The 24,923-nt window shown below is 60.3% G+C and carries 26 protein-coding genes and 1 pseudogene; 6 read left to right on the top strand and 21 right to left on the bottom strand.

From position 1 onward, the window contains the following. Nucleotides 1-8: 8 nt before the first annotated feature. From HUW52_RS30645 to ubiE, 11 genes and pseudogenes are all read right to left on the bottom strand, one after another. Nucleotides 9-881 carry a methyl-accepting chemotaxis protein gene (locus tag HUW52_RS30645; RefSeq protein WP_371857741.1) on the bottom strand — a complete coding sequence of 291 codons (873 nt, stop codon included), beginning with the start codon at nt 879-881 and terminating at the stop codon, nt 9-11. Beyond that, a pseudogene (locus HUW52_RS30650) lies at nt 864-1,925 on the bottom strand (methyl-accepting chemotaxis protein); the annotation flags it as partial. The gene HUW52_RS30645 and the pseudogene HUW52_RS30650, both read right to left, overlap by 18 nt. Before the next feature lie 90 nt (nt 1,926-2,015). Continuing rightward, nucleotides 2,016-2,723: a 16S rRNA (uracil(1498)-N(3))-methyltransferase gene (locus tag HUW52_RS03075; RefSeq protein ID WP_175552944.1), complete on the bottom strand. Its 708-nt coding sequence runs from the start codon at nt 2,721-2,723 to the stop codon at nt 2,016-2,018. After that, nucleotides 2,720-3,511: a twin-arginine translocase subunit TatC gene (gene tatC / locus HUW52_RS03080; RefSeq protein WP_016984605.1), complete on the bottom strand. Its 792-nt coding sequence runs from the start codon at nt 3,509-3,511 to the stop codon at nt 2,720-2,722. Before tatC ends, HUW52_RS03075 begins: the two co-directional genes overlap by 4 nt. Further along, nucleotides 3,508-3,957, bottom strand: a complete 450-nt coding sequence (gene tatB / locus HUW52_RS03085; protein ID WP_175552945.1) for a Sec-independent protein translocase protein TatB — start codon at nt 3,955-3,957, stop codon at nt 3,508-3,510. The genes tatC and tatB overlap by 4 nt, the downstream gene beginning before the upstream one ends. A 10-nt stretch (nt 3,958-3,967) precedes the next feature. Continuing rightward, nucleotides 3,968-4,249, bottom strand: a complete 282-nt coding sequence (locus HUW52_RS03090; protein WP_003220847.1) for a twin-arginine translocase TatA/TatE family subunit — start codon at nt 4,247-4,249, stop codon at nt 3,968-3,970. 25 nt (nt 4,250-4,274) lie between these two features. Next, nucleotides 4,275-4,607: a phosphoribosyl-ATP diphosphatase gene (locus tag HUW52_RS03095; protein WP_003220849.1), complete on the bottom strand. Its 333-nt coding sequence runs from the start codon at nt 4,605-4,607 to the stop codon at nt 4,275-4,277. Nucleotides 4,608-4,876: 269 nt separating this feature from the next. After that, a complete protein-coding gene (gene hisI, locus HUW52_RS03100; RefSeq protein ID WP_175552946.1) occupies nt 4,877-5,269 on the bottom strand; it encodes a phosphoribosyl-AMP cyclohydrolase in 393 nt (130 codons plus the stop codon). An 80-nt stretch (nt 5,270-5,349) separates the two neighbouring features. Then, nucleotides 5,350-6,954: a ubiquinone biosynthesis regulatory protein kinase UbiB gene (ubiB, locus tag HUW52_RS03105; RefSeq protein ID WP_175552947.1), complete on the bottom strand. Its 1,605-nt coding sequence runs from the start codon at nt 6,952-6,954 to the stop codon at nt 5,350-5,352. Further along, a complete protein-coding gene (locus HUW52_RS03110) occupies nt 6,951-7,574 on the bottom strand; it encodes an SCP2 domain-containing protein (RefSeq protein ID WP_064117077.1) in 624 nt (207 codons plus the stop codon). The genes ubiB and HUW52_RS03110 overlap by 4 nt, the downstream gene beginning before the upstream one ends. Then, nucleotides 7,574-8,344, bottom strand: a complete 771-nt coding sequence (gene ubiE, locus HUW52_RS03115; RefSeq protein ID WP_008080626.1) for a bifunctional demethylmenaquinone methyltransferase/2-methoxy-6-polyprenyl-1,4-benzoquinol methylase UbiE — start codon at nt 8,342-8,344, stop codon at nt 7,574-7,576. Before ubiE ends, HUW52_RS03110 begins: the two co-directional genes overlap by 1 nt. 166 nt (nt 8,345-8,510) lie before the next feature. Here ubiE and HUW52_RS03120 point away from each other — a divergent pair, with 166 nt between their 5' ends. The 3 genes from HUW52_RS03120 to HUW52_RS03130 all read left to right on the top strand — a co-directional run bounded on the left by HUW52_RS03120 (nt 8,511) and on the right by HUW52_RS03130 (nt 10,375). Beyond that, the gene (locus HUW52_RS03120) at nt 8,511-8,786 is read left to right on the top strand and encodes a polyhydroxyalkanoic acid system family protein (RefSeq protein ID WP_016984601.1); all 276 of its coding nucleotides are present in this window, start codon (nt 8,511-8,513) and stop codon (nt 8,784-8,786) included. Between the two features lie 232 nt (nt 8,787-9,018). After that, nucleotides 9,019-9,441, top strand: a complete 423-nt coding sequence (locus tag HUW52_RS03125; RefSeq protein ID WP_175552948.1) for a phasin family protein — start codon at nt 9,019-9,021, stop codon at nt 9,439-9,441. A gap of 10 nt (nt 9,442-9,451) precedes the next feature. After that, nucleotides 9,452-10,375 carry a phasin family protein gene (locus HUW52_RS03130; RefSeq protein ID WP_175552949.1) on the top strand — a complete coding sequence of 308 codons (924 nt, stop codon included), beginning with the start codon at nt 9,452-9,454 and terminating at the stop codon, nt 10,373-10,375. Between the two features lie 253 nt (nt 10,376-10,628). Here HUW52_RS03130 and HUW52_RS03135 read toward each other — a convergent pair whose 3' ends face one another. From HUW52_RS03135 to argS, 9 genes are all read right to left on the bottom strand, one after another. Next, entirely contained in the window at nt 10,629-11,249 is a 621-nt protein-coding gene (locus tag HUW52_RS03135; protein ID WP_175552950.1) for a TetR/AcrR family transcriptional regulator, read from the bottom strand. A 30-nt stretch (nt 11,250-11,279) separates the two neighbouring features. Beyond that, on the bottom strand, nt 11,280-12,962 hold the full coding sequence (gene phaC / locus HUW52_RS03140) for a class II poly(R)-hydroxyalkanoic acid synthase (protein WP_175552951.1): 1,683 nt from the start codon (nt 12,960-12,962) through the stop codon (nt 11,280-11,282). 139 nt (nt 12,963-13,101) lie between these two features. After that, nucleotides 13,102-13,956, bottom strand: coding sequence for a poly(3-hydroxyalkanoate) depolymerase (phaZ, locus tag HUW52_RS03145; protein ID WP_016984597.1), 855 nt, complete (start codon nt 13,954-13,956; stop codon nt 13,102-13,104). Nucleotides 13,957-14,093: 137 nt separating this feature from the next. Then, nucleotides 14,094-15,773, bottom strand: a complete 1,680-nt coding sequence (gene phaC / locus HUW52_RS03150; RefSeq protein WP_175552952.1) for a class II poly(R)-hydroxyalkanoic acid synthase — start codon at nt 15,771-15,773, stop codon at nt 14,094-14,096. 258 nt (nt 15,774-16,031) lie between these two features. Then, nucleotides 16,032-16,409, bottom strand: a complete 378-nt coding sequence (locus tag HUW52_RS03155) for a gamma-butyrobetaine hydroxylase-like domain-containing protein (RefSeq protein WP_016984595.1) — start codon at nt 16,407-16,409, stop codon at nt 16,032-16,034. Nucleotides 16,410-16,562: 153 nt separating this feature from the next. Beyond that, entirely contained in the window at nt 16,563-17,900 is a 1,338-nt protein-coding gene (hslU, locus tag HUW52_RS03160) for an ATP-dependent protease ATPase subunit HslU (protein ID WP_175552953.1), read from the bottom strand. Nucleotides 17,901-17,954: 54 nt separating this feature from the next. Next, a complete protein-coding gene (gene hslV, locus HUW52_RS03165; RefSeq protein WP_016984593.1) occupies nt 17,955-18,485 on the bottom strand; it encodes an ATP-dependent protease subunit HslV in 531 nt (176 codons plus the stop codon). A gap of 233 nt (nt 18,486-18,718) precedes the next feature. Then, nucleotides 18,719-19,435: an SPOR domain-containing protein gene (locus tag HUW52_RS03170; protein ID WP_007909385.1), complete on the bottom strand. Its 717-nt coding sequence runs from the start codon at nt 19,433-19,435 to the stop codon at nt 18,719-18,721. Nucleotide 19,436: 1 nt separating this feature from the next. Beyond that, complete coding sequence (argS, locus tag HUW52_RS03175; protein WP_175552954.1) at nt 19,437-21,173, bottom strand: arginine--tRNA ligase; 1,737 nt, start codon at nt 21,171-21,173, stop codon at nt 19,437-19,439. Between argS and HUW52_RS30230 the strand changes: the two genes are divergently transcribed. After that, nucleotides 21,172-21,294 carry a hypothetical protein gene (locus tag HUW52_RS30230; protein ID WP_016984591.1) on the top strand — a complete coding sequence of 41 codons (123 nt, stop codon included), beginning with the start codon at nt 21,172-21,174 and terminating at the stop codon, nt 21,292-21,294. The genes argS and HUW52_RS30230 overlap by 2 nt on opposite strands. Nucleotides 21,295-21,370: 76 nt before the next feature. Here the strand turns inward: HUW52_RS30230 and HUW52_RS03180 are convergent, their stop codons facing one another. Then, a complete protein-coding gene (locus tag HUW52_RS03180; protein WP_175552955.1) occupies nt 21,371-23,590 on the bottom strand; it encodes a primosomal protein N' in 2,220 nt (739 codons plus the stop codon). Nucleotides 23,591-23,877: 287 nt separating this feature from the next. On the opposite strand from HUW52_RS03180, the gene rpmE reads away from it, so the two are divergent. Together rpmE and HUW52_RS03190 are read left to right on the top strand one after the other, a co-directional pair. Further along, on the top strand, nt 23,878-24,105 hold the full coding sequence (gene rpmE / locus HUW52_RS03185; RefSeq protein ID WP_016984589.1) for a 50S ribosomal protein L31: 228 nt from the start codon (nt 23,878-23,880) through the stop codon (nt 24,103-24,105). Between the two features lie 14 nt (nt 24,106-24,119). Then, nucleotides 24,120-24,920 carry a thermonuclease family protein gene (locus HUW52_RS03190; RefSeq protein ID WP_175552956.1) on the top strand — a complete coding sequence of 267 codons (801 nt, stop codon included), beginning with the start codon at nt 24,120-24,122 and terminating at the stop codon, nt 24,918-24,920. The last annotated feature ends 3 nt before the right edge of the window (nt 24,921-24,923 follow it).

Raw genomic sequence — 24,923 nt, forward strand, 5'->3', positions numbered from 1 at the left:
GCATCACCTCAAACCTTGAACCGCCCCACCAGCATCTGCAGATGCGTGCCCAGCCGCGCCAGCTCAACACTGGAAGCCGCCGTCTCTTCACTCGCCGCCGATGTCTGATCGGACACATCCCGCACATTCAGCACGCTACGGTTGATCTCTTCAGCCACCGCGCTCTGCTGCTCGGCCGCTGCCGCAATCTGTTGGTTCATCGCTTGAATCGCCGACACGGTGCGCGTAATGCTTTCCAGCGAACCACCGGCACGACGGGTCAGCTCGACGCTGCTGTCGGTCAGGGTGCGGCTGTTGTCCATGATCGTCGCCACTTGCTGGGTGCCGTTTTGCAGGCCGACGATCAGCTCTTCGATCTCTTCGGTGGATTTTTGCGTGCGCTGGGCGAGGCTGCGCACTTCGTCGGCAACCACGGCAAACCCACGCCCGGCCTCACCGGCACGCGCAGCCTCGATGGCGGCGTTGAGGGCCAGCAGGTTGGTTTGCTGAGCGACCGACTTGATCACGTCGAGGACGCTGCCGATCTTGTCGCTTTCACGCTTGAGTTCGCCCATGGCTTCGGTGGAGTGACCGACTTCAACGGCCAGACGCTCGATCTGTGCGATCGCTTCGCCGACGACTTTGTCGCCTTCGCGGGCCTGTTGGTCAGCGGCGACGGCGGCTTCGGAAGCTTCCTCGGCGTTGCGCGCGACTTCCTGCACGGTGGCGGCCATTTCGTTCATGGCCGTGGCGACCTGATCGGTCTCGATTTTCTGATTGTTGACCCCGGCGCTGGTCTGCTCGGTCACGGCGGAGAGTTCTTCGGCGGCGCTGGCGATCTGGGTGACGCCATCGCTTATTCCGCCGACCAGTTCGCGCAGGCCCTGGGTCATGCTCTGCATCGAGCGCTGCAATTGACCGAGTTCGTCGCGACGCAGGGAGACCAGGTTGTGCGTCAGGTCACCGGCAGCGACGCGCTCGGCGACTTTCAGGGTCTGGTTCAGCGGGATGATGATCTGGCGAGTGATCGCCCAAGCGGCCAGCAGGCCGAACGCAACGGCCAGCAGGGTGGCGATGATCAGCATGTTCTTGGCGTGCGCGGCATCGGTGTCACGCACCACGGTTTGCGATTCAGTGAGCTTCTTGCTGACGTCGATGAGGATGTCACCCTGAGTCGACATGCGCGCGGCGGCCTTGGCGTTGTTGACCTGCGAGTCGCGGAACTGCGCAACCGCTGCGCGATAGGCTTTGATCGAGTCCGTGGCTTGTTTCAGGTTGGCAATGTGCTGTTCCGGCAGTTTTGCCGGCAGGCTGTCGAGGTTTTTCAGGGCGTTGTCGATGGCGTCGAGGGCCGGTTGCTCGGCTTCGGCCTTGCCGCTGTAGGTGTAGCCGCGCACCTGATAACGCGCTTGCTGCAAGAGTTTGCTCAGCTCGATCACGCTGTTGAATTGCGCGACGCTGTCACCCGCCAGCATGGATTTTTCCACTTCGGCGACTTTCGCCACGGCATTGTCGGCACTGGCGCCGAGTTTGCTGCGGGCATCCTCGCGCTGCACGGTGGCTTGGGTCATGTCGGCAAAAGCGCGTTTGTATTCGGCAACGGCGGCCAGTTGTTGATCGACCATCGCCGCGTCGGACGGCTGTTCAATCAGGCTGCGTGCGGTTTGCAGGCCGCTGTCGAGTTTGTTCAGCAGATCGGTGACCGCGCCCGGGCCTTGTTCGCCACGGCGTGCTTCGTAGTCCAGACGTGCCAGGCGCAGGTCCTTGGTCAGCTCATTAAGGCTGGAGATAAAGCCGAGTTTGTCACCGCGGCTGATGATGCCGCTCATGCCGGTCCAGCCGGTGAAGGTGATCAACAGTGTCAGCAACAGCACCAGGCCGAAACCGATGCCCAGCTTGCGTTTGACGCTGACGTTTCCAAGATTCTCGGCTAACCAACGGTACATGCGACGACTCCCCGACCACTAATTGGACTTATGGAGAGGGTATCGGCCGAATGATGGCGATCTGTAACACCATTTATCCGGTGCGCAGAATCAGAAGAGCCGGGCGAGGAGGGCGGTGACGGCGGTTTCGACGCGCAGGATGCGCTCGCCCAGTTGCACCGGTTGCAGGCCGGACTTGGCCAGCAGATCGATTTCGTAGGGGATCCAGCCGCCTTCAGGGCCGATGGCCAACGTCACTGGTTCGCTGAGCGCGCGTGGGCACGGTGGATAGTTACCGGGATGGCCGACCAGACCGAGGGTGCCTTCGGTAATCGCCGGCAGCCGATCCTCAACAAACGGCTTGAAGCGCTTCTCGATGATGATTTCCGGCAGCACGGTATCGCGGGCCTGTTCGAGGCCGAGGATCAAATTGTCGCGAATCGCCTCAGGCTCAAGAAACGGCGTTTGCCAGAAGCTCTTCTCGACCCGATAGCTGTTGACCAGAATCACCTTCGACACGCCCATGGTCGCCACGGTCTGAAACACCCGGCGGAGCATTTTCGGGCGGGGCAGCGCCAATACCAGGGTCAACGGCAGCTTTGCCGGGGGCGGCTGATCGATGCAGACGCGCAATTCGGCTTCACCCGCTTCGAGGCGCAGCAACTCAGCGGAACCCATCAGCCCGTTGATGCGGCCGACGCGCAGGTTGTCACCGACTTCCGAACGGTGAACTTCCTGCATATGGGTCAGGCGTCGATCACGCAGCACTACGCGGTCGACCGCAATGAAATCGGCCTCTTCGAGCAACAGCAGGTTCATGCCTGGGTCGCTGGCGGCTGGTCGTTGTGGTCGTCGGCCGGGTTCTCGTCCGGGCGTTCGCGCTTGCTGATCAAACCACCGAACAGAATGCCGATTTCAAACAGCATCCACATCGGCACGGCCAGCAGGGTCTGCGAGAAGATGTCCGGCGGCGTCAGGATCATGCCGACCACGAAGCAGCCGATGATCACGTACGGGCGGATCTTCTTCAGGTATTTGACGTCGACCACGCCGATCCATACCAGCAGCACCACGGCCACCGGGATCTCGAACGCCACGCCGAAGGCGAAGAACAGCGTCATGACGAAATCGAGGTAACTGGCGATGTCGGTCATCATTTCCACGCCGGCCGGGGTGGCTGCGGCGAAGAACTTGAAGATCAGCGGGAACACGAAGTAATAGGCGAACGCCATGCCGGTGTAGAACAGCAGAATGCTCGACACCAGCAGTGGCACCGCGATGCGTTTCTCATGTTTGTACAGACCCGGTGCGATAAAGCCCCAGATCTGATGCAGGATCACCGGGATCGCGAGGAACAGCGAAACCATCATCGTCAGCTTCAGCGGCGTCAGGAACGGCGACGACACGTCGGTGGCGATCATCGTCGCGCCGACCGGCAGGTACTGGCGCAGCGGCGTCGAGACGAAGGTGTAAATCTGCTGGGTGAACGCAAACAGCCCGGCGAAGATGATGAAGATCGCCGCCACACAACGCAGCAGGCGGGTGCGCAACTCGGTGAGGTGCGAAACCAGCGGCATGTGCTGGTCGTTTTCGGGGAGATCGCTCATGGGGCTCGCGGCGGCAAAGTGGTGTCGTGAGGCGCGGGTGTGATCGGCGCGGCAGTCGGAGCTACATGTTCAACTGAAGTGTCAGCAGCGGGCACTGGTTCTGTCGGCGCTACAACGGCAGCAGGTGCAGGTGCAACGGGCGTGGTTGGCGCATGAATCGTCTGCTCGCCCACATGCTCAACCGGTGTCGGCTCTTGCTGAACCGGGCTGAAAATCTTCCGCGCCTCTTGCTCCAGCGACAGAATGTGCTCGTTGTGCAGTTGCCGACGGATCTCGTCGGCGCCGATTTCACGCTCAACTTCCTGTTTGATCGCGTTGAAGCTGCGCTTCAGCCGTCCGACCCACAGGCCAGCGGTGCGTGCAGCGCCCGGCAAACGCTCGGGGCCCAGCACCAGCAGGGCGACGAGGCCGACGAGCAGCAGTTCAGAGAAGCTGATACCAAACATTAGTCAGTGCTCACACGTCTTTGCGGATCGGCTCTTCGACTTTCTGCGCCTGCACGTCGATGGTGTGCGGCGGATTGGCCTGAGCGGTGGCTTGCGGCTGTACCGGTGGCACTGGCTGCGCAGGCGTCACGGTTGGATCAGCGGCCGGCTTTTCATCGTCGTTCATGGCTTTGCGGAAGCCTTTGATCGACTCGCCTACGTCGGTGCCGAGGTTTTTCAGTTTCTTGGTGCCGAACACCAGCACCACGACAACCAGAATGACGATCCAGTGTTTCCAGTCAAAAATGCCCATGTTGCTGTTCCTCTCTAAAAATTGTTCAGGCGGACGGACGCGAGGCTTTCTCGACGTGTCCGGACAGGCCGAAGCGACGATCCAGTTCATCCAGCACAGCCTGTGGATGCTGCCCCAGTTGGGCAAGCATGACCATGCTGTGGAACCACAGGTCGGCGGTCTCGTAGATCACGTCGCTGCAGTCGCCGCTGATCGCGGCGTCCTTGGCGGCAATAATGGTTTCGACCGACTCTTCGCCGACTTTCTCCAGAATCTTGTTCAAACCCTTGTGATACAGACTAGCCACATAAGAGCTATCGGCGGCTGCGCCTTTGCGCTCTTCAAGTACCTGAGCGAGGCGGGTCAGGGTGTCACTCATGGGAGGATGTGTCATCAGTCATTTCCTGAGCTGCGCCGGAGCCTGATTTTGTGCAGGGCAAGGCGCGAGGAGTGTGGTTTGGCATTTCAAATAAACGACGAGTAACGCAGCCCTGCACAAAATCAGGCCCGGCCCTTCGGGTTGTCGGCTGAAAGCGCGCCATGCTGCGTTGCAGTCCTTGGGAAGGAAAAGACATTCCCAGCGGCCTGCGCCTTGCCTGGCGCGCTTTCAGCCGGCAACGCAGCTCAGTAAATGACTGATGACACATCCTATTGTCCTGCGGAATAGATAGCGTGCGGGTCTTTCAGGACCGGGTCGACTGTCTTCCAGTCGCCGTTTTCGAAGACACGGTAGAAGCAGCTTTGACGGCCGGTATGGCAAGCGATGTCGCCGATCTGTTCAATCATCAGGATGATCACGTCGGCGTCACAGTCCAGACGCATTTCATGCAAGGTCTGTACATGGCCGGACTCTTCGCCCTTGCGCCACAGCTTGCCACGGGAACGTGACCAGTAGATTGCACGGTTTTCCGCAGCGGTCAGTTCGAGCGCTTCGCGGTTCATCCAGGCCATCATCAGCACGCGTCCGGTCTTGTGATCCTGGGCAATCGCTGGCACCAGGCCATCAGCGTCCCACTTGATCTCGTCCAACCAGTTTTTCATCTTCGACTCCGACAGCGAACCCACACTTCAATAGTCGGGTTCAGGCGTTGAAACAGTGTGCCAGCCGATCACGAAACTGGCTATCGGCGAACGACCAGATACAAGCCGACTGCCACCATGATTCCCGCCGGCCAATGCCCCAATTCGTGCAATGGGCCACCGATGGAGAGGATCACCCCGCCGGCCAGATGCGCGCAACCGAGCAGGCGCAGGAACCAGTCATCCTTGCGTTTGTGCCATGGCGGTGGCGGGTCGTAGGCGTGTGGTTGCGACATGCGTTCGAGCAGATCACGAGCCATATTCGCCAGATGCGGCAGTTGTTCAAACTGGCTCTGCACGTTGCCGAGCAAGGCTTTCGGGCTGACGCGCTCGCGCATCCAGCGTTCGAGGAATGGCTGCGCGGTGTTCCACAGATCCAGATCCGGGTACAGCTGACGGCCGAGGCCTTCGATGTTCAGCAGGGTCTTTTGCAGCAGCACCAGTTGCGGCTGCACTTCCATGTTGAAGCGTCGCGCGGTCTGGAACAGGCGCATCAGCACCTGGCCAAATGAAATATCTTTTAACGGTTTTTCGAAGATCGGTTCGCACACGGTGCGGATCGCCGCTTCGAATTCGTTGAGTTTGGTTTCCGCCGGCACCCAACCCGAATCGATGTGCAATTGCGCCACGCGGCGATAATCACGCTTGAAGAAGGCGAACAGGTTGCGCGCCAGATAATCCTGGTCTTCCGGGGTCAGGCTGCCGACGATGCCGCAGTCGATCGCAATGTACTGCGGGCTCCACGGATTGACGGTGCTGACGAAGATGTTGCCGGGATGCATGTCGGCATGGAAGAAACTGTCGCGGAACACCTGAGTGAAGAAGATCTCCACACCGCGTTCGGCGAGCATTTTCATGTCGGTGCGCTGATCGGCGAGAGTCGCCAGATCGGTCACCTGAATGCCGTAGATGCGTTCCATCACCAGCACTTTCGGCCGGCACCAGTCCCAATAGACTTGCGGCACGTAGAGCAGCGGCGAGCCTTCGAAGTTGCGCTTCAACTGGCTGGCGTTGGCCGCTTCGCGCAGCAGATCCAATTCGTCGTAGATGGTTTTTTCGTAGTCCTGGACCACATCGACCGGGTGCAGCAGACGCGCGTCGGCCGAGAGTTTTTCGGCGGCGCGGGCGAGGATGAACAGCCACGCCAGATCCTGCGCGATGATCGGCTTCAGGCCCGGGCGGATCACTTTGACTACGACTTCCTCGCCGGTTTTCAGCTGCGCGGCATGCACTTGCGCCACCGAGGCCGAGGCGAGCGGTTCGACGTCGAAACGGCTGAACACGTCGCTGATCTTCTTGCCCAGCTGTTCTTCGATCAGCTTGATCGACAGCTGCGAATCGAACGGCGGCACACGGTCCTGCAACAGCATCAGCTCATCGGCGATGTCTTCCGGCAGCAGGTCGCGGCGGGTCGAAAGAATTTGCCCGAACTTGATGAAAATCGGCCCGAGATCCTGCAACGCCAGGCGCAAACGCGCACCCCGACTCAGATCCAGCGGCTTGCGCGGGAACCAGCGCCACGGCAGCACATAGCGCAGCGCCAGGAGAAACCACGGCAACGGCAGATCGAACAGCAGGTCATCGAGGCGGTAGCGGATCACGACGCGCTGGATGCGCAACAGACGGCGGACGGCAAGCAGCTTCATGCGTTATCGCTTGGGTCGAGGGATCGGGAAAGGCGCTCGAAACGCGCCTCGAGACGTTCCAGATCAAGTTTGATCCGGTCCAGTTCGCTGAACCGTGCTTCGGCTTCGCGTTGCCCGACGAGGGTGCGCGATTCTTCGGCGAGGTATTCGGCGAGATTCTGGTTAAGGCTGGCAAATCCTTGTTGATACCAGCGTGCGCGGCTGCGCAGGTGACCGCCAATCAGTTGCGTGGCGACAGGTCCCAGCCAGCGCGAGAGTTCGTACTCCCAGTCCAGCTCAAGGTCCTGCAGGACACCGGCCAGTTCCAGCAGCACGCCGCTGTCGCCATCGAGTTCGACTTCCGGGGCGTGCAGCACCGCGGTCTTGTCTTTGCTCACGGCCAGTTTGATCAGGCTCGACGCCGGCGCACGCAGGGTGCAGTCGACACCGGTTTCCCAGTGCGAGGCCAGCATCAGACCTTCGTCGCTCGGCAGGATGAACAATTGCAGCGCCGGGCTGCGGCAGTCGACGGCAATCACCTTGCCGGTCAAATGCGCCAGCCGCGGCAGCGCCGTGCTGTCGAGACGCAGCACCCGGTTGAGGCCGAGTTCAACGCTGGCGAGCAGCCCGGTGAGCAACATCAGGGCTTGATGCCACGGTGCAGGGCGACGATGCCTGCGGTCATGTTGTGATAGGTCACGCGGTCAAAACCGGCGTCGACCATCATCGACTTCAGGGTTTCCTGATTCGGGTGCATGCGGATCGATTCGGCCAGATAGCGATAGCTTTCCGAGTCGTTGGTGATCAGCTTGCCCATCAGCGGCATAAAGGCGAACGAGTAGGCGTCATAGGCTTTCGACATCAGCGCATTGGTCGGCTTGGAGAATTCCAGCACCAACAGACGACCGCCAGGCTTGAGCACGCGCAGCATCGATCGCAGGGCGTCTTCCTTGTGCGTAACGTTGCGCAGGCCGAAAGCGATGGTCACGCAGTCGAAGTGATTGTCCGGGAACGGCAGTTTTTCCGCGTCCGCCTGCACGAATTCGACGTTGCCGGCGACACCCAGATCGAGCAAACGATCACGGCCGACCTTGAGCATCGATTCGTTGATGTCGGCCAGTACCACCTGACCAGTAGGGCCGACCAGATGTGAGAATTTTTTGGTCAGGTCACCGGTACCGCCGGCGATGTCCAGCACGCGGTTACCGCTGCGCACGCCCGACAGTTCGATCGCGAAACGCTTCCACAGCCGGTGCATGCCGCCCGACAGAAGGTCGTTCATCAGGTCGTACTTGGCGGCTACCGAGTGGAAAACCTCAGCGACTTTTTCCGCTTTCTGGCTTTCCGGAACGTTTTTGAAGCCGAAGTGAGTGGTGGGTTCGGCATCGCTGCCTTTGCGCTGATCAGTCATATCGCTGTCACCAAAAGAGAATGCGCGACATTCTAATCCCCAAGCCATGCTTTGTCTTGGAATGGCTAAAGGTAAGATGGGCAACCTTCGGGACGATTTGCCGCAGCGGCGGTCAAGATTTACCGACACATCTTTTTCGCCCCATTCAAAAAGCAGGAGTCAATCAATGGCCAAAATCACTGTTGAGCGTGCCCACAATCTGGGCAAGGAAGCCGCCCGCGAGAAGGCCGACAAGCTGGCGCAGAAACTTTCCGAGCAATATGGCCTGGAGCCGCAATGGGCCGGCGACACCCTGAACCTCAAACGCTCGGGCGTGAAAGGCGCAGTGCATGTGGCGGACGATTCGATCAAGGTCGACGTGGAACTGGGCATCATGATGTCGGCCATGAGCGGCATGATCAAAGCCGAGATCGAGAAGGCGCTCGACAAAGCTCTGGTCTGAAACACGATCCCCTGTAGGAGTGAGCCTGCTCGCGATAGCGCTCGGTCAGTCGACATCATTTTTGACTGATACACCGCCATCGCGAGCAGGCTCGCTCCCACATTTGTTTTGTGTACGGCCTGAGGTTTATGTCAGTTGTTAGGGTGCCGTTTCTAATTTATCTCCTTACTTTGTGCCTGAGCCCGACACTTTCCCGGGCAGTTCCTCAAACCTTCTGCGCGTGAGGTGCACCATGGCCAAAGTAATTTTGAAGAAAAAAATCGACGCTTCGACAACTGCTCTGAGCGACGTCAAATCCTATGCCCGCAAGATCTGGCTGGCAGGCCTGGGTGCCTACGCCAAGGTCGGTCAGGAGGGCAGTGAATACTTTCAAGAGTTGATCAAGGCTGGTCAAACTGTTGAAAAGAAAGGCAAAAAAGCCGTCACCGAAAAACTCGAAGCGGCCAACGCCGAGATCGACGACGCCAAGAGCGAAGTGAGTTCTTTCAAAGGTCGTGTCGAAGTTCAACTCGACAAGGTCGAGAAGGCATTCGACTCCCGCGTAGCAAGCGCCTTGAATCGTATCGGCATTCCGTCTAAACATGACGTTGAGACACTCTCTGCTAAGCTCGATGAGCTGACGGCATTGCTCGAACGCGTCGCGCGTAAATCTTAAGGAGAACGGGATGGCTGGTAAAAAGAACACCGATAAAGAAGGCAGCTCGTGGATCGGGAAAGTCGAAGACTACTCCCGCAAAATCTGGCTGGCTGGTTTAGGCGTGTACTCGAAGATCGACACTGACGGCAGCAAGCTCTTCGATACATTGGTCAAAGACGGCGAGAAAGCCGAGAAGCTCACCAAGTCCGCAGTCGGCAAAAAAGTCGATGCCGCCAAGGACTCCGCTTCTTCGGCCAAGTCGCGCATCAGCGGCGTGAAAGATCGCGCACTGGGCAAATGGGACGAGCTGGAAGGGGCTTTCGACAAGCGCCTGAACAGCGCGATCTCGCGCCTCGGTGTACCGAGCCGCAATGAGGTCAAGGCACTCAACAGCAAGGTCGACACACTGACCAAACAGATCGAAAAACTCACCGGTCTGAAGGCTCAACCTGTGACGGCGAAAACCGCTGCGGCAAAACCGGCAGCGAAAACTGCGGCGGCCAAACCAGCGGCAAAATCCGCTGCCAAGCCTCTGGCAAAAGCGGCGGCTAAACCTGCTGCAAAAGCCGCGGCCAAGCCTGCAGCAAAAACCGCAGCGGCCAAGCCAGCTGCTAAAGCTGCAGCCAAACCGGTTGCTGCCAAAGCCGCCGCCAAACCGGCAGCAAAACCTGCGGCCAAAACTGCAGCGAAACCAGCCGCCAAGCCAGCCGCGAAAACCGCTGCCGCCAAACCGGCTGCCAAGCCAGCAGCCAAACCGGCTGCGGCGAAAAAACCGGCAGTGAAAAAACCGGCCGCGCCGAAAGCCGCAGCGCCGAAGCCAGCAGCACCTGCTGCCGCCAAGCCGGCCACCCCGGCAGCTCCGGTGAGCGCGTCGAACTCCGCCGCGGCACCGACTCCGGTGGCTACCCCGACTGCTGCATCGACGCCGTCGACGCCAACCAGTCAGTCCTGATTCTTCAGGGCAAAACAAAACGCCCGGCCTGTGAAGGTCGGGCGTTTTTGTATCTGAATTCCAACAGCCCCTCACCCTAGCCCTCTCCCAGAGGGAGAGGGGACCGAACGAGGTGTCTCACGCTATACGCCGACCTGAAAGACCTTATCGATTATGGATTCGGTAATGCACTATCAGGTCGGCGTAATTTCCGAATATCCCCCATTCAGTTCCCTCTCCCTCCGGGAGAGGGCTAGGGTGAGGGGCTTTTGATTCAGTCATGGTCTTCAAGATACTGAAGAGCCATCCGCTCCGTGGCGACCTTCACCGGCGGCAACAAATGCGGCGCCACCAGCATCATGATCTGGTAGACGACTAATCGAACTTCCCCTTCACGATCAAGAATCCGCTGATAATCCAGCGAAAACAGCAACGTCATGGTGATCTGCTCCACCAACTGCCCCAACGCCTGCGTATTACTGACCAATTGCCCTGCCGCCTTCAACCGCGCCAGCAACGACGCCAGCGTACGCTTCAGCGCATTGAGCAAATGTCGAATGCCCTTGGCCAGTTTTGGCAGTCGTCCGGCCAGGTTCGACAGGTCCTGGAACAAAAAACGATATTGCGCCAGCCGCTCCACAATCAAATGCAAAAACAGCCAGTAATCCTCCGGTGCCAACTCCACATCCGACGGTGGATCGAGCAGTGGCGCCAGTTCATTCTGGAAGCGTTCGAACAACCCGAGAATCAGCGGTTCCTTGCCGTGGAAGTGGTAGTAGAGGTTGCCGGGGCTGATGCCCATTTCATTGGCCACCTCCATGGTGGAGACGTTCGGCTCGCCCTTTTCGTTGAACAGTTGCAAAGCACATTCGAGAATCCGGTCGCGGGTTTTCATCCAGTCTTCTTAGAAAAGTTCGGTTAAGCGTCAGCGCACACGCACGTAAGTACCGGGCGCGGCCTCCATCGGTGGATAGTTCGGATTGCCGAGGGTAAACGAGGTTTCGTGCTGGGCGCCGGAGCGTTGCTGAATCCATTCCAGCCACTGCGGCCACCAACTGCCGTCGACGTGTTTGCCGTCGTAGTACCAGGCACGCGGGTCGCTGCTCATCTTGGCGTTCTCGACGTAGGCAGCTTTCGGGTTGCTCGGCGGGTTGAGGATGCTCTGCACATGGCCGCTGTTGGACAGTACGAAACGCCGCTCGCCACCGAGTAGCAGGGTCGAGCGATACACCGCATCCCACGGCGTGATGTGGTCATTCATGCCGGCGACGCTGAAGCTGTCGACAGTGACTTTCTGCAGATCGATCGGCGTGCCGCAGACCTCCAGCCCGCCCGGATGGGTCAGTGGGTTGTGCTTGAAGAAGTCCAGCAAGTCACCGTGGAACGCCGCCGGCAGACGCGTGTTGTCGTTGTTCCAGTAGAGAATGTCGAAGGCCGGCGGCTCTTTGCCCAACAGGTAGTTGTTGACGAAGTAGCTCCAGATCAAATCGTTGGGGCGCATCCAGGCGAAGATCCTGGCCATGTCGCGACCGTCGAGCACGCCTTTCTGATAGGAACGACGCTTGGCCGCTTCGAGGGTTTGCTCATCGGCGAACAGAGTGGCTGAGGTTTCGATTTCACTGTCGAGCAGGCTGACCAGATAGGTCGCGCTGGAGACGCGGCGCAGCTGCCGCTTGGCCTGCAAATGGCCTTGCAGGGCGGCGATGGTCAGCCCGCCGGCGCAGGCGCCCATCAGGTTGACCTCGCGGGCGCCGGTGATCGCCCGGCAGATGTTCATCGCTTCTTCCACCGCCTCAACGTAGGTCGACAGGCCCCATTCGCGATGGCGCACATCGGGATTGCGCCAACTGATCATGAAGGTCTGCAAACCGTTTTTCAGCGCGTACTGGACGAAGCTGTTCTGCGGGCTGAGGTCGAAAATGTAGTACTTGTTGATTTGCGGCGGCACCACCAGCAGCGGTTTGGCGTACTGCTTTTCGCTCATCGGTTTGTACTGGATCAGCTCCAGCATCTCGTTGCGAAACACCACCGAACCGGTGGTGGTGGCGACGGTCTTGCCGACCTCGAAAGCCTGTTTGGTCACCTGGCGCGGCAGGCCGTCGTTGTGCAGCAAGTCATCGAATAAATGGCTGAGGCCGCGCACCAGACTGTGTCCACCGGAGTTGAACAGCTCCTTGACCGCCAGCGGATTGAGCAGGGTGTTGGAGGGCGCCACGGCGTCGTTGAGCAGGGTGAAGGCGAAGTGCGCACGAGCGCGATCGTCCGGGCTCATGTTGCTTTCATCGATCCAGCTTTTGACCTGTTTCTGCCAGGCCAGATAAGCCTGCAGGCTGCGCCGGTAGAACGGATTGAGGCTCCACGCCGGATCAGCGAAACGGCTGTCGTTCGGGTTGGTTGGGTGCAGGGTCTCGCCGAGCAATACGCGGCCCAATTGGCCGCCGAGTTTCAAGGCATGCTTCGCACTGTGGATCGGGTTGCGCAGACCGTGGGCGGCGACACTGCGCAAGGTCGAAATCAAATCCCGCCCACGCAGGCCGGTGATCGCACTTTGTGCATTGATGAACACGGCGGGGCTGGGCACTACGCCCGTCGCTGGTTTGTCGCGCATGACTCAACACTCCTTCGTCTTCAGGCCAAAAACACACTCACCGAACCAGAACACCATAGACGCTGTTACGGGTTACTGCCTGCGCGGCATCCTGCCGCGCACTCTTTGCTAAAGGCCTGCATAAAGCCTGCCGCCGGGGTTAACCGCCGAGCGGTGTCGGATGCGGGTGCATCACCGCGCGCTGCCGTTCCTCCTGGAGGAATTTCATGATGATCGGCGCCACCGCTTCGGCGCGGGTAATCAGGAACAGATGACCGTCGTCGATGATGTGCAGTTGGGCGTTGGGAATACGCCAGGCGAGCATGCGCATGTTGATCAGCGGGATCAGCGGATCGTCGTCACCGGCCAGTACCAGCGTCGGCTGATGGATCTTGTGCAGCCAATGAATGCTGGTCCAGCCGAGGCCGGCGAACAGTTGCCAGTAGTAACCGAGCTTGCCTGCCGAACGCACTTTCGCGGCGTGGCTGGCGGCCAGGGTCGGGTCGCGACGGAACGAGCCACCGTAGATCAGCGGGGCGATGCGGATCACATGGGAAGGCTGGATGTAGCGCCGCGGACTGGCCATCATCCACAGCACTTTCGGCTTGCCCGGCACCATCACGGCACCGGCCGCGGTCGCCGCCAGCACCAGTTTCTTGCAGCGCTCGGGGTAGTCGTAAGCGAACTGCTGCGCCAGTGCGCCACCCCACGACACGCCGATGACGTTGACCTGCCCGTAGTCGAGGTAATCGAGCATCCGCGAGGTCAGCTTGGCCAGACCGGGAAAGCGATATGGCCGATTAGGCGTGGACGAGCCGCCGACACCGGGCACGTCGAAGGCGATCACTTCGAGATCCGGGTCCAGCGCCGCGACAAACGGAAACACCAGCTCCAGGTTGGCGCCGATGCCGTTGAAAATCAGCAAGGGCGTCAAGTGAGGCTTGCCGGGGCGCACCGCCGTACGGATGGTTTGACCATCCAGATCGACGGTACGGAATATGAACGGTTGCGGCATGCTTCAGGCCCTGTGGATGGAGTCTGTTTCTCAAATTTATAACTGTGGGAGCGAGCTTGCTCGCGAATGCGATCAATCATTCAACATTGATGGTGACTGACACGACGCTTTCGCGAGCAAGCTCGCTCCCACAGGTTTTACCGCTCGTGAACGTAAGTGCCCGGCGATGCTTCACCGGCCGGATACGTCTTGTTGCCCAGTTTCAGCGGGGCCTTCTTCAGATTGCCCGAGCGCTCGGCCTGCCACGCTTGCCAGTACAGCCACCAGGAATCGGTGTGCTTGGTCGAGTTTTCTTGCCACTCATCGGCATTGGCCGCCATTTCTTCGCCAGTCATGTAACGCGATTTCGGGTTGCCCGGCGGGTTCAGAATGCTCTGGATGTGCCCGCTGCTCGACAGCACGAATTCGACTTTGCCGCCGAACAACTGCGCCGACTTGTAGCATGACTTCCACGGTGTGATGTGGTCGTTGGTGCCGGCCAGCGAGAAGATGTCGGCCGTGACCTGCTTGAGGTCGATCGCTGTGCCGCACACTTCCAGTGCATTCGGGCGGATCAGTGGGTTGTTTTTGAACATCTCGATCAGGTCGCCGTGGAACGCCGCCGGCAACCGCGTGGTGTCATTGTTCCAGAACAGAATGTCGAACACCGGCGGCTCGTTGCCGAGCAGGTAGTTGTTGACCCAGTAGTTCCAGATCAGATCGTTCGGGCGCATCCACGCAAAGACCTTGGCCATGTCTTTGCCTTCGAGCACGCCGGCCTGGTACGAGTGGCGCTTGGCGGTCTCCAGGGTCTGCTCGTCGACGAACAGCGCGACGTCGCTGTCCAGCGTCGTGTCGAGCACGCTGACCAGCAGCGTGAGGGCATTGACCTTCTTCTCGCCGATCGCCGCGTAGTGGCCGAGCAGGGCGGTGCAGGTGATGCCGCCGGAGCAGGCGCCGAGCATGTTCACGTCTTTGCTGCCGGTGATCGCGGTGACCACGTCGACTGCTTCTTTCAGCGCATCGATATACGTCGACAGGCCCCACTCACGCTGGGCCTTGGTCGGATTGCGCCAGCTGACGATGAACGTCTGCACGTTATTGCGCAGGCAGAAGCGCGCCAGACTTTTGTCCGGACTCAAATCGAATACGTAGAACTTGTTGATCTGCGGTGGCACCACCAGCAATGGACGCTCGTGGACTTGCTCGGTGATCGGCTTGTACTGGATCAGCTCCAGCACGTCGTTGCGAAACACCACCGCGCCTTCGGTCACGCCGAGGCTTTTGCCGACTTCGAACGCGCCCATGTTGACCTGGCTCGGCATGCCGCCGTTATGCACCAGATCCTTGGCCAGATGCGAGAGGCCGTCGAGCAGGCTCTTGCCGCCGGTTTCGAAAAAGCGTTTCACCGCCGCCGGATTGGCCGCCGTGTTGGTCGGGGCCATGGCTTCGGTCATCAGGTTGATGACGAAGTGGCCGCGCGCGATGTCCTTGGGTGACAGGCTGCTGTCGTCGATCCAGGCGTGGAGTTCCTTGCGCCACGCCAGGTAAGTTTGCAGATAACGTTTGTAGAGCGGGTTCTGGCTCCACGCAGGATCGGCGAAGCGACGGTCATCGCCAGCCGGTTGCAGTTCGGATTTGCCAAACAACACGTTCTTCAGTTCGAGGCCGAAATGGGTGACGTGCTTGACGCTATGAATCGGTTGTCTGATGGCCTGTTTCAGCACCATACGAGCAGAGGCCAGCAGATCCTTTCCGCGTAGCCCAACGACGGGATTAAGCCCCAGGGTGTTTTCCGAGGCTTGGTACTTCAGGTCATCGTTATTCTTGTTACTCATCTACGACGCTCCATTGTCCTGAGACGAGTACCCGGTTTTCTGCTGTGCAGTTCCACAGCCAATGCCAGGTACTACTGCTCGGGTGACCGTTAATTCTGCATAGCTGCTTTACAGTCGTAGAGCACTGCAGGGAACTTGCCAGCTCCATTGGTTACCCGAGTTTAATTTTTTTCGCAAGCAGGCCGATCCTCGGCCATACAGCGGAGCATTCAAACAGATGAATTTAGAAAATGCCCTCTAATGAGCGCAAGGCTCGGACTAGAGCATCAGCTTGACGATGGACTCGTTCGGATCGCGGGTTTTTCCGGCTGCTTTGAGCTCGGCCAGATAATCGGCCCAGAGTGCATCATAACGTCGCCCCAGCTCGTAGAGATAATCCCAGGTGAACAAGCCGCTGTCGTGACCGTCATCAAAGGTCAGTTTCAGTGCGTAGTGACCGGCCGGTTCCAGTTTGCTCAGACCGACGTTGAGCTTGCCGAATTGCAGGATCGGTTTGCCGTGGCCCTGGACCTCGGCGGAGGGGGAATGCACGCGCAGGAATTCGGCGGGCAGGGTGTATTCCTCGCCGGACGCGTAGGTGAGCGTCAGGGTTTTCGAGGCCTTGTGCAGTTTGATGTCGGTGGGGATTTGAGTCATGGGCTGGCGTCCGATGTGTGGGCGACCCTTGAGCAAATGTGGGAGCGAGCTTGCTCGCGAAAGCGGTGTGTCAGACAACACTGATGTCGACTGACACGGCCTCTTCGCGAGCAAGCTCGCTCCCACAGGGTCCGCTACTGCTGTAAGTATGGCTTACAGGATATAACGGGACAGGTCTTCGTTCTGCGCCAATTCGCCGAGGTGGCTGTTGACGTATTCGGCGTCGATCAGAATCGGCTTCTCATCGTGGGAGCTGGCCAGATCGCCGGCGCTGAACGACACCTCTTCGAGCAGACGCTCCAGCAGCGTGTGCAAGCGACGGGCACCGATGTTCTCGGTCTTCTCGTTGACCTGCCAGGCGATCTCCGCCAGACGCTTGATGCCTTCGGGCTGGAACTGGATGTTCAGGCCTTCGGTTTTCAGCAGCGCGCAGTATTGCTCGGTGAGCGAGGCATGCGGTTCGCTGAGGATGCGTTCGAAGTCCGACGGGCTCAGCGCTTTGAGTTCAACGCGGATCGGCAGGCGACCTTGCAACTCAGGCACCAGATCGCTCGGCTTGCTCAGGTGGAACGCACCGGACGCGATGAACAGGATGTGGTCAGTCTTGACCATGCCCAGTTTGGTGTTGACGGTGCAGCCTTCGATAAGCGGCAGCAGGTCGCGCTGTACGCCTTCACGGGACACATCCGCGCCACCGACGTTACCGCGCTTGGCGACTTTGTCGATTTCGTCGATGAACACGATGCCGTGCTGTTCAACGGCTTCCAGCGCCTTGGCCTTCAGCTCTTCTTCGTTGACCAGACGCCCGGCTTCTTCGTCGCGCACCAGCTTCAGCGCTTCTTTGACCTTGAGCTTGCGCGCCTTCTTCTTGCCCTTGCCCATGTTGGCGAACAGCGACTGCAACTGGTTGGTCATCTCTTCCATGCCGGGCGGCGTGGCGATTTCGATGCCGGCAACTTCAGCGACTTCGATCTCGATTTCCTTGTCGTCCAGCTGACCTTCGCGCAGGCGCTTGCGGAACAGCTGACGGGTGTTGGAATCGCTGCTCGGCGCTTCTTCATTGCTGAAGCCCATGCGGGCCGGCGGCAGCAGTGCGTCGAGGATACGATCCTCGGCAGCGTCTTCGGCGCGATGGCGAACACGGGTCATTTCCTGCTCACGGAGCATCTTGATCGCGGCGTCGGCCAGATCACGGATGATCGATTCGACGTCACGACCAACGTAGCCGACTTCGGTGAACTTGGTCGCTTCGACCTTGATGAACGGCGCGTTGGCCAGTTTCGCCAGACGACGGGCGATCTCGGTTTTACCGACACCGGTCGGGCCGATCATCAGGATGTTCTTCGGGGTCACTTCAACGCGCAGCTCTTCAGGCAGCTGCATGCGGCGCCAGCGGTTGCGCAGGGCAATCGCGACGGCGCGCTTGGCATCGTCCTGGCCGATGATGTGGCGGTTGAGTTCGTGGACGATTTCGCGGGGAGTCATGGACATAATAATTGACGGTCCTCAAGCAGAAACAAGCCGTGGCACAGGGCCGCGTCAGGCTTATTCAGCGAGATCCTGCTCCTCAATGGTCTGAGTGTGGTTGGTGAATACACAGATGTCGCCGGCGATGCCAAGGGCGGTTTCGACGATTTCGCGGGCCGACAGGTCGGTCTTTTTCAGCAGGGCGCTGGCCGCAGCCTGAGCATAGCCGCCGCCGGAACCCATGGCGATCAGGCCGTCTTCGGGTTCGACCACGTCACCGTTGCCGGTGATGATCAGCGAAGCATCTTTGTTGGCGACCGCGAGCATCGCTTCGAGGCGGCTCAGGGAGCGGTCGGTGCGCCATTCTTTGGCGAGTTCGACAGCGGCGCGCACCAGGTGGCCCTGATGTTTTTCAAGTTGGCCTTCGAAACGTTCGAAGAGGGTAAAGGCGTCGGCGGTGGCACCGGCAAAACCGGCGATGACCTGGCCGTGGTACAGGCGACGGACTTTTTTCGCGTTGCCTTTCATCACGGTATTGCCGAGAGAAACCTGGCCGTCGCCGCCCATGACGACTTTGCCGTGACGGCGGACTGAAACGATGGTGGTCAAGGGAAGAGTCTCCACACAGCGGGGCGAAAGTGCCTTATGCCCATTCATATGGGGGTGCTGGAGAGGATTTCAACCGGGGAGGGTGCGGAGGGACGAACGGCGCAGGGCAGATCAGAATTTTGTGGTGCTGGTTATGACGCCTTCGCGAGCAAGCTCGCTCCCACAGGATTAGCGCATATCCTGTGGGAGCGAGCCTGCTCGCGAAGAACGATGACGCGGTGCTACTGACGAAATCAGCGGCTCTGGCGTTGTTGTAACAACAGATTGCTGAAGCCTGCGCCAGCCAGTTGTTTCTGCGCAGTAGTCAGCTGTTCGCGGTTGCTGAACGGGCCGACCAAAACGCGATACCAGGTTTCATCCTTCACCGTGCCGGACTCAACCGCCACCGCCTGACCGAGCAGAATGATCTGCGCGCGGACTTTATCGGCATCGGTTTCCTTGCGGAACGAGCCGGCCTGGAGGAAGAACTTGGTCACCGGCGCCGCTTTGCTCACTGGTGGCGCTGGCGGCGGGGTAATCCCGGCCAGGGCTGCCTGCGCGCGCGCGGTGTCGATCTTCGCCGCTTCCGCCGGGGTCACCGGCGTGGTCGGGATGGCCGGCACTTGCGGCGTCGGCAAGGTCTTCTCCGGCACGGCGTCCGGCGGCACGATCACTTCCGATTCCGGCAACAGGGTGTAGAAGTCGTACTTCGGCTTCACCGGTTGCGTCGGGCTCGGCGGGGTCTTGTTGGCCTCGGCGATCTTCGACGCTTTCTGCTGTTGCGCCTGCTCGACCTTCTCACGCTTGACCGTGTCGCTGCCCTTGCCCGGCTCCAGCTTCATCAGAAACACGATGAACGCGCCGACCGTGAGGCCGATGGCCATCCACAGCCAGCCCGGAATCGGTTGCTTCGCAGGAGCTTGGTAACGGCTGGCGCCACGCTTGGGTGCAGGTTTTTTCTTGGCAGCCAACTTACATACGCTCCAGAGTTTCCAGACCCAACAGCTCCAGGCCTTGCTTGAGGGTGCGACCGGTCAGCGCGGCCAGGCGCAGACGGCTCTGCATCTGGGCCGGGGTCTCGGCGGCGAGGATCGGGCAGTTCTCGTAGAAGCTGGAGAACAGGCCGGCAACGTCGTACAGGTAAGTGCAGAGAATGTGCGGCGTGCCTTTGTCGGACACGTTGTTCAGCACTTCGCCGAACTGCGCCAGTTTTGCCGCCAGCTCTTGTTCGTGCGCCGCTTCCAGGACGATCTGGCCATCGACTTCGCTGAAGTCCTTGCCCAGTTTGCGGAACACACCGGCGACGCGGGTGTAGGCGTACAGCAGGTACGGCGCGGTATTGCCTTCGAAGTTCAGCATCAGGTCGAAGTTGAAGCTGTAGTCGCTGGTGCGGTGCTTCGACAGGTCGGCGTACTTCACCGCGCCGATGCCGACGACTTTGGCGATGTTGCGCAGTTCGTCTTCGGCCAGCTCCGGGTTCTTCTCTTTCACCAGGCTGTAGGCGCGTTCCTGCGCTTCGGTCAGCAGATCGATCAGCTTCACGGTGCCGCCGTCACGGGTCTTGAACGGACGGCCGTCGGCACCGTTCATGGTGCCGAAGCCCATGTGTTCCATTTCCATCGGATGGGTGACGAAACCGGCCTTGCGCGCTACGGCGAACACTTGCTGGAAGTGCAGGGCCTGACGCTGATCGACGAAGTACAGCGCGCGATCGGCTTTCAGTTTGCCGCTGCGGTAGCGCACGGCGGCCAAGTCAGTGGTGGCGTACAGGTAACCGCCGTCAGCCTTGACGATGATCACCGGCAGCGGGTCGCCGTCGGCGTTCTTGAACTCGTCGAGGAACACGCATTGGGCGCCGTTGCTCTCGACCAGCATGCCAGCGGCTTTCAGATCGTTGACCACGTTGATCAGGTCGTCGTTGTAGGCGCTTTCGCCCATCACGTCGGCCATGGTCAGTTTGACGTTGAGCAGTTCGTAGATCTTCTGGCAGTGCGACAGCGAGATGTCCTTGAACTTGGTCCACAGCGCCAGGCACTCGGCATCGCCGGCCTGCAGCTTGACCACCAGACCACGGGCGCGGTCGGCGAATTCTGCGGATTCGTCGAAACGCTGCTTGGCGGCGCGGTAGAAGTTTTCCAGGTCAGACAGCTCGTCGCTGGTGATCGGGTTTTCCTGCAGATACGCCATCAGCATGCCGAACTGGGTGCCCCAGTCGCCGACGTGGTTCTGACGGATCACTTCGTCGCCGAGGAATTCAAGAACACGGGCCACGCCGTCGCCGATGATCGTCGAGCGCAAGTGGCCGACGTGCATCTCTTTGGCCAGGTTCGGTGCCGACAGGTCGACCACGGTGCGCTGCGCCGGGCCTGCCTTGCGTACGCCAACATGGGCATCAGCCAATGCAGCGTCGAGACGCGAGGCCAGCGCCTGAGTGTTCTGGAAGAAGTTGATGAAGCCCGGGCCGGCGATTTCGGCCTTGGTGACGTTCTCGTCAGCCGGCAGCGCGGCGATGATTTTTTCCGCCAGATCGCGTGGCTTCATGCCCGCAGGCTTGGCCAGCATCATGGCGATGTTGCTGGCGAAGTCGCCGTGCGTCTTGTCGCGGGCGTTCTCCACCTGGATCGCCGGCGTCAGGCCTTCAGGCAACACACCTTCGTTGACGAGTTGGGTGAGGGCTTGTTGGATCAGCTGGCGAATGGTGTCTTTCATGGTCTTCTCTTTCGACCGCAAGCGCGGCGGGCGCATCGATGCGCGGGTGGAAAAACTGGGCATTATCCGTTGCGAAGACGGGCTTGCCAACCTTAGCAGGCAGGATGTGGATGTGCGGTGACAAATAGATCACTTTCGCGAACGAGGTCGGTGCAATCCCTGTAGGAGCGAGCCTGCTCGCGACGGCGATCTTTCTATCAATACAAATCTACAGGGTCGACATCCAGCGACCAACGCACCGCCCGCCCACTCGGCATTTGCTCAAGCACCAGCAACCAGCTCGCCAGCAACCGGTGCAACGGCGCCCGCGCTGTCGCCTGCAACAACAACTGTGCGCGATAACGCCCGGCGCGCCGCTCCATGGGCGCCGGCACCGGCCCGAGCAATTCAATCCCGCTCAGACTCTGCTCGGCCAGCAAGCGTTCGGCCTCGCTGCACGCCTCATCAAGAAAACCTTCCGCCTGCCCCGGCTTGTGCGCTTCGGCACGCAACAGCGCCAGATGCGCAAACGGCGGCAGTCCGGCGGCCCGGCGCTCGCTCAAGGCCTGCTCGGCAAAGGCGAAATAGCCTTGTTCGGTGAGTTGCACCAATAAAGGATGGTCGGCGAGGTGGGTCTGGATAATCACCTTGCCCGGTTCTTCGGCTCGCCCGGCGCGCCCGGCCACCTGCACGATCAACTGCGCCATGCGCTCGCTGGCGCGGAAGTCACCGGAGAACAAGCCGCCGTCAGCATCGAGGATCGACACCAGCGTCACCCGTGGAAAGTGGTGCCCTTTGGCCAACATTTGCGTGCCGACCAGAATGCACGGCTGGCCCTTCTGGATCGTCGCGAACAGTTGATTCATCGCGTCTTTGCGTGACGTGCTGTCGCGGTCGACGCGCAGCACCGGATAATCGGGGAACAGGATTGCCAATCGCTCTTCGGCGCGCTCGGTGCCAGCACCCACGGGCCGCAAATCAACCTTGTTGCACTTCGGACATTGGCGCGGCGTGCGCTCGACGTAGCCACAATGGTGGCAGCGCAATTCGCCGTAACGCTGGTGCACGGTCATCCGCGCATCGCAACGTGAACACTCGGACATCCAGCCGCAGTCGTGGCAGAGCAACGTTGGCGCAAAGCCGCGACGGTTGAGGAACACCAACACCTGTTGCCCATTCGCCAGCGTCTGACCGATGGCTTGCTGCATCGGCCCGGAAATCCCACTGTCCAGTGGACGGCTTTTCACATCCAGACGCAGGAAGCGCGGCTGCTTGGCGCCGCCCGCGCGTTCATTCAGGCGTAGCAAGCCATAGCGACCGGTGTAGGCGTTGTGCAGGCTTTCCAGCGATGGCGTGGCGGAGCCGAGCACGATCGGGATGTTTTCCTGCCGCGCGCGCACCAGCGCCAGATCACGGGCGTGGTAACGCAGCCCTTCCTGCTGTTTATAAGAGCCGTCGTGCTCTTCATCGATGATGATCAGCCCGGGGTTCTTCATCGGCGTGAACAGCGCCGAGCGGGTGCCGATAATAATGTCGGCCTCGCCATCGCGCGCTGCGAGCCAGGCGTCGAGGCGCTCGCGGTCATTGACCGCCGAGTGCAGCAGGGCGATCCGCGCGTTGAAGCGTTGCTCGAAGCGCGCCAGGGTCTGCGGGCCGAGGTTGATCTCCGGGATCAGTACCAAGGCCTGCTTGCCGGCTTCGAGGGTTTCGCGGATCAGTTGCAAATAGACTTCGGTCTTGCCGCTGCCGGTGACCCCGGCCAGCAGGAACGCATGATAACTGTCGAAACCGGCGCGGATCGCTTCGTACGCGGCGCGTTGTTCGGTGTTCAGCGGCAATTCCGGTTGCGCCAGCCAGTGTTCGTGACGCGCGCCCGGTGCGTGGCGGCGGATCTCGACTTGCACCAGACCTTTGGCCAGCAGCAGATCGAGACTGTCTTTGCTCAACATCAGTTTGCTCAGCAACTGATGGGCGACGCCGTGCGGGTGCTGGGCCAGCGTCGCGAGTGCTTCACGCTGGCGCGGCGCGCGGGCGATGCGTGGATCTTCAAGGCTGGCGCCGGGGACGGCGGACCAGAAACGCTCTTGCCGGGCTTCGGCCAGTTCGCCTTGGCGCAACAGCACCGGCAACGCCCAGCTCAGGGTGTCGCCGAGGCTGTGCTGATAATACTGCGACGTCCACAGGCAGAGCTTGAACAGCGCTGGCGGCAGCGGCGGCGTCGCATCGAGCAAGGCCAGCGCCGGTTTGAGTTTCTCCACCGGCACTTCGCTGGTGTCGGTGACCTCGACCAGAATCCCGATCATCTCGCGCCGACCGAACGGTACCCGCAGGCGCATGCCCGGCTGCAATTGTTCACGCAGCACGCCGGCCGGGGCTCGATAGTCGAACAGGCGGCGCAAGGGTGAAGGCAGGGCTAGGCGCAGAATGGCGTCGGGCACGCGGGGGGATCTCGATAAACGCAAAATAAGGGCTGAGCGCAGATCAATTGTGGGAGCGAGCTTGCTCGCGAAGGCGGTGTATCAGGCGCTTGAACATTGACTGACACAACGCATTCGCGAGCAAGCTCGCTCCCACAGAGGAATGCGTTCAAGGTCGGGAGCCTAGCAGACGGTCGGTCTCGGTGACAGCTTGCGTGTTTGAAAAGGTCTGGTAGAATCCGCGGCCTAATTACGTGCGGTATTCAACAATAGTGTTGGGTGGCGGCACGCTAGCTGAGGAAGACACCATGAAAGCTGATATCCACCCGAATTACCCAGTCATCGCTGTTACCTGCAGCTGTGGCAACAAGTTCGAAACTCGTTCGACTTTCGGCAAAGCTCTGCCAATCGACGTTTGCAACGAATGCCACCCGTTCTACACCGGTAAGCAGAAGACTCTGGACACTGGCGGCCGCGTTCAGCGCTTCGCAGACCGTTTCGGTGCTTTCGGCAAGAAACCTGCTGCTGCAGAGTAAGGTTGAAGGGCCCGGTGGGCTTTTCCTCGTTGCTGAAAAAGGCGTCCCTCGCGGGCGCCTTTTTTGTGTCCGCGATTTGGCTAACCGGCGTGCAGGCCTTCTGCCCGGCGCCTGCGGGACTGGCCAGCGTCACGGTACAGCGTGTGGTCGATGGCGACACGCTGCGTCTGAGCGATGGTCGCAGCGTGCGGATGATCGGTCTCAACACGCCTGAGCTGGGCAAGCAGGGTCGCAGCGACGAACCGTTTGCCGTAGCGGCACGCAAACGCCTGCAAGCGCTGGTCGATGCCAGTGGCGGACGCGTCGGTTTGCTGCCTGGCAAGCAGGCAAAAGACCATTACGGGCGTACGCTCGCGCATATTTACAGCGCCAGCGGCGCCAATCTCGAAGCGCAAATGCTCGCCGATGGCCTCGGTTTCCAGGTCGCGGTCGCGCCGAATGTCGATCTTGTTGCCTGCCAGCAGGCCGCCGAACGCAGTGCGCGAAAGGCCGGGCTGGGCCTCTGGCGGCAATCGCCTGTACTGAAAGCGGAGCAGATCCAGCGCTCGGGTTTCGCCGTGATCAGTGGGCGTGTGAGCAAGGTTCAGCGCAATCGTGGCGGAATCTGGATCGAGTTGCAGGATGCGCTTGTATTGCGCGTTGCACCCAATCTGGTCGGACAATTCGACAATGTCCGTTTGCAAGCGCTGAAAGGCAAGCAGATCGAGGCTCGCGGCTGGATCGTTGATCGTTCGCGGCGCGGCGGATTGCAATCCGGTCAGTCACGCTGGCTACTTCCGCTGACGGATCCTTCAATGTTGCAAACGCCGCGCTGAAGA

The sequence above is a fragment of the Pseudomonas sp. 43A genome (assembly GCF_013363935.1).
GTDB classification, from domain to species: Bacteria; Pseudomonadota; Gammaproteobacteria; order Pseudomonadales; family Pseudomonadaceae; genus Aquipseudomonas; species Aquipseudomonas crudilactis.

Bases quoted from the DNA above. Each gene is read 5' to 3' on its own strand.
- HUW52_RS30645 (WP_371857741.1), bottom strand. From the start codon at position 881: ATGCAGAGCATGACCCAGGGCCTGCGCGAACTGGTCGGCGGAATAAGC.
- HUW52_RS03075 (WP_175552944.1), bottom strand. From the start codon at position 2,723: ATGAACCTGCTGTTGCTCGAAGAGGCCGATTTCATTGCGGTCGACCGC.
- tatC (WP_016984605.1), bottom strand. From the start codon at position 3,511: ATGAGCGATCTCCCCGAAAACGACCAGCACATGCCGCTGGTTTCGCAC.
- tatB (WP_175552945.1), bottom strand. From the start codon at position 3,957: ATGTTTGGTATCAGCTTCTCTGAACTGCTGCTCGTCGGCCTCGTCGCC.
- HUW52_RS03090 (WP_003220847.1), bottom strand. From the start codon at position 4,249: ATGGGCATTTTTGACTGGAAACACTGGATCGTCATTCTGGTTGTCGTG.
- HUW52_RS03095 (WP_003220849.1), bottom strand. From the start codon at position 4,607: ATGAGTGACACCCTGACCCGCCTCGCTCAGGTACTTGAAGAGCGCAAA.
- hisI (WP_175552946.1), bottom strand. From the start codon at position 5,269: ATGAAAAACTGGTTGGACGAGATCAAGTGGGACGCTGATGGCCTGGTG.
- ubiB (WP_175552947.1), bottom strand. From the start codon at position 6,954: ATGAAGCTGCTTGCCGTCCGCCGTCTGTTGCGCATCCAGCGCGTCGTG.
- HUW52_RS03110 (WP_064117077.1), bottom strand. From the start codon at position 7,574: ATGTTGCTCACCGGGCTGCTCGCCAGCGTTGAACTCGGCCTCAACCGG.
- ubiE (WP_008080626.1), bottom strand. From the start codon at position 8,344: ATGACTGATCAGCGCAAAGGCAGCGATGCCGAACCCACCACTCACTTC.
- HUW52_RS03120 (WP_016984601.1), top strand. From the start codon at position 8,511: ATGGCCAAAATCACTGTTGAGCGTGCCCACAATCTGGGCAAGGAAGCC.
- HUW52_RS03125 (WP_175552948.1), top strand. From the start codon at position 9,019: ATGGCCAAAGTAATTTTGAAGAAAAAAATCGACGCTTCGACAACTGCT.
- HUW52_RS03130 (WP_175552949.1), top strand. From the start codon at position 9,452: ATGGCTGGTAAAAAGAACACCGATAAAGAAGGCAGCTCGTGGATCGGG.
- HUW52_RS03135 (WP_175552950.1), bottom strand. From the start codon at position 11,249: ATGAAAACCCGCGACCGGATTCTCGAATGTGCTTTGCAACTGTTCAAC.
- phaC (WP_175552951.1), bottom strand. From the start codon at position 12,962: ATGCGCGACAAACCAGCGACGGGCGTAGTGCCCAGCCCCGCCGTGTTC.
- phaZ (WP_016984597.1), bottom strand. From the start codon at position 13,956: ATGCCGCAACCGTTCATATTCCGTACCGTCGATCTGGATGGTCAAACC.
- phaC (WP_175552952.1), bottom strand. From the start codon at position 15,773: ATGAGTAACAAGAATAACGATGACCTGAAGTACCAAGCCTCGGAAAAC.
- HUW52_RS03155 (WP_016984595.1), bottom strand. From the start codon at position 16,409: ATGACTCAAATCCCCACCGACATCAAACTGCACAAGGCCTCGAAAACC.
- hslU (WP_175552953.1), bottom strand. From the start codon at position 17,900: ATGTCCATGACTCCCCGCGAAATCGTCCACGAACTCAACCGCCACATC.
- HUW52_RS30230 (WP_016984591.1), top strand. From the start codon at position 21,172: ATGGTCTTCTCTTTCGACCGCAAGCGCGGCGGGCGCATCGATGCGCGG.
- argS (WP_175552954.1), bottom strand. From the start codon at position 21,173: ATGAAAGACACCATTCGCCAGCTGATCCAACAAGCCCTCACCCAACTC.
- rpmE (WP_016984589.1), top strand. From the start codon at position 23,878: ATGAAAGCTGATATCCACCCGAATTACCCAGTCATCGCTGTTACCTGC.